The organism is Okeania sp. SIO2C9 (genome assembly GCF_010672455.1).
GTDB lineage: Bacteria > Cyanobacteriota > Cyanobacteriia > Cyanobacteriales > Microcoleaceae > Okeania.
Map to the genome: position 1 here is coordinate 1 of NZ_JAAHGO010000165.1, position 5696 is coordinate 5696.

The 5696-nt window shown below is 38.9% G+C and carries 7 protein-coding genes; 3 read left to right on the plus strand and 4 right to left on the minus strand.

What is annotated here, in order from left to right; translation table 11 throughout:
- Positions 1-596: 596 nt before the first annotated feature.
- The 4 genes from F6K23_RS39730 to F6K23_RS39745 form a co-directional block, all read right to left on the minus strand.
- Positions 597-767, minus strand: a complete 171-nt coding sequence (locus F6K23_RS39730; RefSeq protein ID WP_293166603.1) for a hypothetical protein — start codon at positions 765-767, stop codon at positions 597-599.
- A 61-nt stretch (positions 768-828) separates the two neighbouring features.
- Complete coding sequence (locus F6K23_RS39735) at positions 829-1665, minus strand: hypothetical protein (protein ID WP_293166605.1); 837 nt, start codon at positions 1663-1665, stop codon at positions 829-831.
- Positions 1666-1682: 17 nt separating this feature from the next.
- The gene (locus F6K23_RS39740) at positions 1683-1907 is read right to left on the minus strand and encodes a CopG family transcriptional regulator (RefSeq protein ID WP_293166607.1); all 225 of its coding nucleotides are present in this window, start codon (positions 1905-1907) and stop codon (positions 1683-1685) included.
- A gap of 217 nt (positions 1908-2124) precedes the next feature.
- Positions 2125-2355 carry a CopG family transcriptional regulator gene (locus F6K23_RS39745; protein ID WP_293166609.1) on the minus strand — a complete coding sequence of 77 codons (231 nt, stop codon included), beginning with the start codon at positions 2353-2355 and terminating at the stop codon, positions 2125-2127.
- Between the two features lie 235 nt (positions 2356-2590).
- On the opposite strand from F6K23_RS39745, the gene F6K23_RS39750 reads away from it, so the two are divergent.
- From F6K23_RS39750 to F6K23_RS39760, 3 genes are all read left to right on the plus strand, one after another.
- Complete coding sequence (locus F6K23_RS39750) at positions 2591-4237, plus strand: hypothetical protein (protein ID WP_293166611.1); 1647 nt, start codon at positions 2591-2593, stop codon at positions 4235-4237.
- A 125-nt stretch (positions 4238-4362) separates the two neighbouring features.
- Positions 4363-5124 (plus strand): hypothetical protein, encoded by a 762-nt coding sequence (locus F6K23_RS39755; RefSeq protein WP_293166613.1) that lies wholly within the window; start codon positions 4363-4365, stop codon positions 5122-5124.
- A gap of 19 nt (positions 5125-5143) precedes the next feature.
- A complete protein-coding gene (locus F6K23_RS39760) occupies positions 5144-5623 on the plus strand; it encodes a hypothetical protein (protein ID WP_293166615.1) in 480 nt (159 codons plus the stop codon).
- Positions 5624-5696 lie beyond the last annotated feature (73 nt).

The window sequence follows — 5696 nt, forward strand, 5'->3', positions numbered from 1 at the left end:
TCATGGGATCATCAGCTTTATGATCTCACTTGAAGTCACTAAATACCATAAGTAATTCTACTTAATTAAATAGACAAGTTTTTTTGTGGTATGTTGTAATTCAAATTGAAGTGCGGAATGTGGGTTAGATAAAAATTTCAGCATTCTACTCTTTTTACCCTTTGAAATAGTATAGTCGGCGAACACATTTCAGGCCGCCAGCTAAACTTTTTTCCCAACACGACCGCAAGAAAACATACTTGCCAAAATACAAAAACAAGTCAGTGCGGTGTCGGTTGGGTCGCTGCGCTAAAAAGTTTGCCTGAAATGTTTAGTGTTATTCGGAATATTTAAGCCATTTTTATCAACAAAATCTTTCTTAGAGTTAATAGCTATTTCCTGATATTGATTTGCTATTTGAGGCTACCTGCTATTTTATCTCCCCATTTATTATAGCTATCAAGATATCTTTTTGTTTGTGCATTTTTTTCATACTTACCATTATTTAATCTGAATTGATTGTGATACTTTCCTAGTACTTCTATGAGTATTTTATCACCTAAGCTATTGAGAGTTTGTACAGATTTATTTCACTTAGTTTGCTGGCCAAATCTGCTTTATTTTTTTCTGCCAAATACAACAAAACGACATTCTAAAGGAGATAATTTTTTATCCCTCAAAACCTTAGCAATTTCAGCTAGCATCGTGCTTTTCCCAGTCCCTACTAAGGCTTCAATTAACAGTCCCTTTTTCTGGGTTTGTGTGAGGCGATCGCTCTTGACGTGCAAAAAAAATCCTCCCCAATCTGGAGAAGACTTTTGTGGCCTGATTTTAGTTAGCGCGAGCTAGCTATCCAGGTAATGTCGTTTGATCAATAGCCCTTTCTAACTCTGGTGAGACGTTAAGTTGATTTCCCCAGTGCTTTAGGTAGTCATAATCTAGTTCTTTCCTTCTAGCTTTAAGAACACCCAAAATATCACGCCATTGTTTCTCGGAATGATTATTGGCGATGTTATACCACCTTAATTTCTGCAAAATTATATCTTCAGCAGAAGCAATATAAATAGTTTTATTTGTCGAAAATAGTTGCACTTGTTTCCGGCGCGACATAGCTGACATTTCAAAATTATTAGATTGTTTGATAGGATAAATATCAGCTTTAATAACTGAGGCTAGATGAATCACATTAAAAGTATTAGCACGACCTCTCATGGCATCATCTATAGCAGTTTCGCTCAGATAGAATTCATTTGATAAAGCTGACACTAATTCCTCTACTTTATATGGTTCTAAAATAACTGCGATATCAGCATCTTCAGTTTGTCTGCGCTCCCCCCAGAAAGAACTAGCAAGACCACCTCCTAAATAATATGGGATATTCAAGTTATCTAACTTTTCACCAAGTGTAATAGCTAAATCTATTTCCGAAGCAATCATAAAATCTATATCAACAAGTTTATTTATTGAGCAATATTGCGCTCCAATTTTTAAGTTTATGTACTCTCTTTTTAGCTGTTTATTGGTGAAATTATTGTGTTGTTTGAATAAATCCCACCATATTTGTTGTGACTGAATAGACGCCCTGTGATATTGCATTATTCTGGTTTCAACAGGGATATTGCCTATCAGTTGAAACAAGATTTGCTCGGCTTCAATTGTCGTATCTTCTGCTTGAGTTCTGTACATCGCGATCGCTTTTTTTACTAACTGACTTGTTGCTGTGACATTAACCGCACTGCTTCTCTGATTAACTCATTTTTAGTGCAACCTCTACGCTTTGCTTCTACGACCACCCACTCATTCAAGTCCACAGGTAATCTAACACCCAAAGTACCAGCTAAAGGTTTGTGGTTAGGACTGGCGAATTTACCATTATTTCTGGTCTTAGCTACTGTCTCGTATCCTATATTTTTAGTCTTTTTGGCCATACCTTCCTCCTGCATTATCTACATTTTTAGTATACCGCTCAACCGTGGTCTTAGTCAATAATATGGCAACTAAAATATTTGCTCTAGTTCCTTTCTATCAGAAATAAGTTAACGACGAAAATTTACCCACAAGCTTTTTCCAATCGCAAATGCTATCGGAAAAATAGATACAAAAAAACAAGAGCGTACGCTTATTCTTAATACTTTTTATTGAACACTATTTACCAGCAGAAGAACTACCTGCCCTCTCCTCCTGACATTCTAACCAAAACCCTATAGCTTCTCTAATTAGAGCTGATTTTGTTATACCTCTCTGCTTGATTATGCGTTCAAGGGCTTCGTTCTGACTTTCGATTATCCGGCCCGCAACAAATACCGTGCGCTCTTCTGGATCGACGGGCGGGAACCAAGCTGATTCTGCATTTTTATTTCCTAGTGGGGCTGACATTTTGACTACTTCCTTTGTCATGTTAACGGACTATGGCCTAACAATAACACAAAAAAATTTTTTCTGTAAAGAGTTGACGTAGACTTGTTAACGGTCTATAATAATAAATGTAGCTGGATAGGACACTAGCTACAGGACAAAAAAAAAGGACACCGCCCGTACCCTGAGAAAGTCTGGCAATGTCCTTTAAATGTCCTTCATAGTCCGTAAACAAAGAACCGGGAAGGCAAACATTATGTTACTAAAATCTCCAGTAATTATCAAGCAAGAAGAGTTGGTCTCTATCTTAGAGGCTCAACTCAAGAAAGCCAAGACCAGGTTATCTGAACTATCTAAAGCTGATACCAAGATTAAGTCAGTTGTTGCAGAACTAGAATCATTACTGTCTGAGCATCCAGATTACAAACTGCTGGTAAGCGATCGCCTCAAGCTCGGAGAGAGTGAAGCAGACCAAACAGGGCCAGTACGAATTGAAATTAAACAAGAGCTTGACCAACTTGATACATTAACAGAAAAATTAGACAGTGCTTCTGAATACAAACTGAAATTTGGTCGCATTGGCAATACTGTAGCAGTGGGTTATGGCAACAAAATGATAGGCAAGTATGGCCTCTCAGATTCACAGATTTGGAGGGATACATTTTTATCTGATTATTTGATTAAAGAACATGGTATCCAATTTGATGATCTTCTGAGTGAACTTAATTCGGAAACTACTCCTCAAGATGTAGTAGAAGCTTATGATTCATTGTTTGGTGAAGCTCCTCCACAAAATACGCCACATACCGAAAAGATTGATAAAATTGAATCGCCATACTCATCTGAGGCAGAAGTAGCTAAGGTAAATGCAGCACAGCCTACAATCTCAGAAAAAAATGTAGGGGATACTGAGCAATCTTTAGTTGTTAATGAAACTACAGCAGTTGAACCAGAGTCTAATTTTCAAAACCCAGACCCTACACCTACACCTACAGAACTCAAGCAGCAGTTACTAAGTAAAGCCACTCGTGCTGAATTGGACGCTTTCAAAGCTAATATCGGGTCCGCTAAAGTCAAGGAAATCTGGGAGCTATGTAGCATTCCAGAGCGTAATCAAATTAAATGTATCAGCAAAGCTAAGGTGGCCAAGAGAGTACCAGCCACTCTTGGTTACAAGTTTCAGTACACCGCACCCATTACTAAAGCGAAGTATGAAGCGATTTACTTAGGATATTATCTCCATGGCCAACCAGTAGAGAAAGATAACGAGCGGGTGATTTTTGTAGAAGGTCGGGCTATTATTTGCACTAAAGACGACCTCCGACCATGTCGAGAACAACCCGGAATATCAGAGGATGAGCGCGCCCGCTTAGAGGTAATTATCTCAGAAGAGTCCGAGCAACCTACAGCAGAGGAAATAGCATCTAATACATTTACAGGATTAGCACCATCCCCAAAACAAGAAATTCTTGGAGGACGAGCCGAGACAATAACCGATGCGGAAATAGCAGCGAACGCTTCCCAGATGAAAGCCACAACTGGCTCTCAGGCTGGAAACAAACAAGAGGAGCAAGTGTTAGAGCAAAGCGTAGGGGTGCAAACAGAACTATATCTTAAGGTTGAGCAACCAGAACCATCTAAAAAGACTGAAGTTATTCCTACACCGTTGTTAGAGACAGTTGCAGGTGAGATCAAAAAAGTCAACCCTGAATTAACTTTTGGCTATGACTCCAATGGTAAATCAACCTTCCTGGATGTTTACCATGGGACATCCTATATAGGTATCTTTGAGGACGACGGTGTGGATTTATATTCTTCTAATACCTCAAAGATGTTGCATCACGGCTTCACCGAAGAAATGATTGATGCCTTAATTGAGATTGAATTATCCCCAAAGGTATAGCATCGTCTGGAGAAGTACTGTCCTCTCCTACTACTGGGGAGGATTCAGATGATGGATACCAGTACAACGTTACAACTGAGCAACTGGACTTAGCTGGTATTATTGATGACGATGACCCTACCTGGATGGATGCCATCAAAGCTGAAATAGAGAAGCTAGAAAGCTTTAAAGTCGAACATGATGAGATGATTCTCAAGGTTTATCACTACGGTACAGAAATAGGTACCATATATCATTACGGCTCATATCTAGATATCACCCCTAGCCTAATTAATGAGCTAGCAAAATATAATTTAGACTTGGAAGCCTTCATGGTAAATGAGCAAATCAACTACCAGCTCATCAAACCAAAACACATCTTACATCCAAAAATCAGACCAGACCTACATCTTGTCATTAAGTGGGGCGACGAATTTTACCCTAATTCTGGGTACATAAATGGTAATTTTTTCTGCTATCACGAGAATAGATATCACGGTAGATACATCCAATTAGTATATCGTCATCAGATTTATATGTCCTTCTCTTGTACTACTCCAGACCATATAAAGCCATACTTTGATAAGATTTGGCAGGAGCTCTTAGAGACTGAATATATACGTCATCCCAAGGAAATCAGGATAGGTTCAAAGGTAGCAAATTATTTACCGGATGGTTTTAAAGCCTATAAAACTGATGATGATAGTCAGTGCAAAGTAGCTCGAAGTAAGGAAAAGTATTGCTACATAAAGCGTAGGCGTGACAATGAATATTACACCAGCTTTTCTATCAATTGGGCGCTACACCCTTCTGAGAAAACTAGCAGTTTGACTGAAGCAGTGGGAGCAGCTTTAAGGATGATAGCAAAAATGTCAACAAAAACGTCCCTATCCATTAAAAATCAATAGTTAAGGAAATTATATAACAATGACAACAACACTTAATGTATTCGGAACTAAGCCAGAAAATGCAATTCTAGTTGCAGACGACATTCCAAACCTTCGCTGTAACTGTCAAGAGGGTCAGTGGAAGCTAGGAGAAGAGGCTCTAGGTAATAAATTAGAATGTAGCATCCTTAAATTCTCCAAGTGGTTTGGCACTCTTGGCCAAACAAAAGATACACTTTGGGGACAGATATTTATGATTGCGGAGAACTCCGGGACTAGCCCTGATATATTCCGAGAGTGCCTTATGGTTACATACCAAAAAACGCGATCGCTGAGTAGCTTCTTAAATTTAGTAACCAAATTACAATGTCAAGGGGTCGAAGCTGCTGAGGGAGTATTTATCGCCTCTTTCAAAAAACACTCCGGGCAGAAACCCGATGATACCGGAGTTGTTAAGCCTATCAACGTATCCACTCAATATGATGGGGTAGGCAATGATGATAACTGCCAAGGCCAATGAAAGGGATTGATAAAAAAGGGAGCGATCGTATCGGCTCAATCAATCAGGGTAGCCAAAAAAGAATAAAGGATAA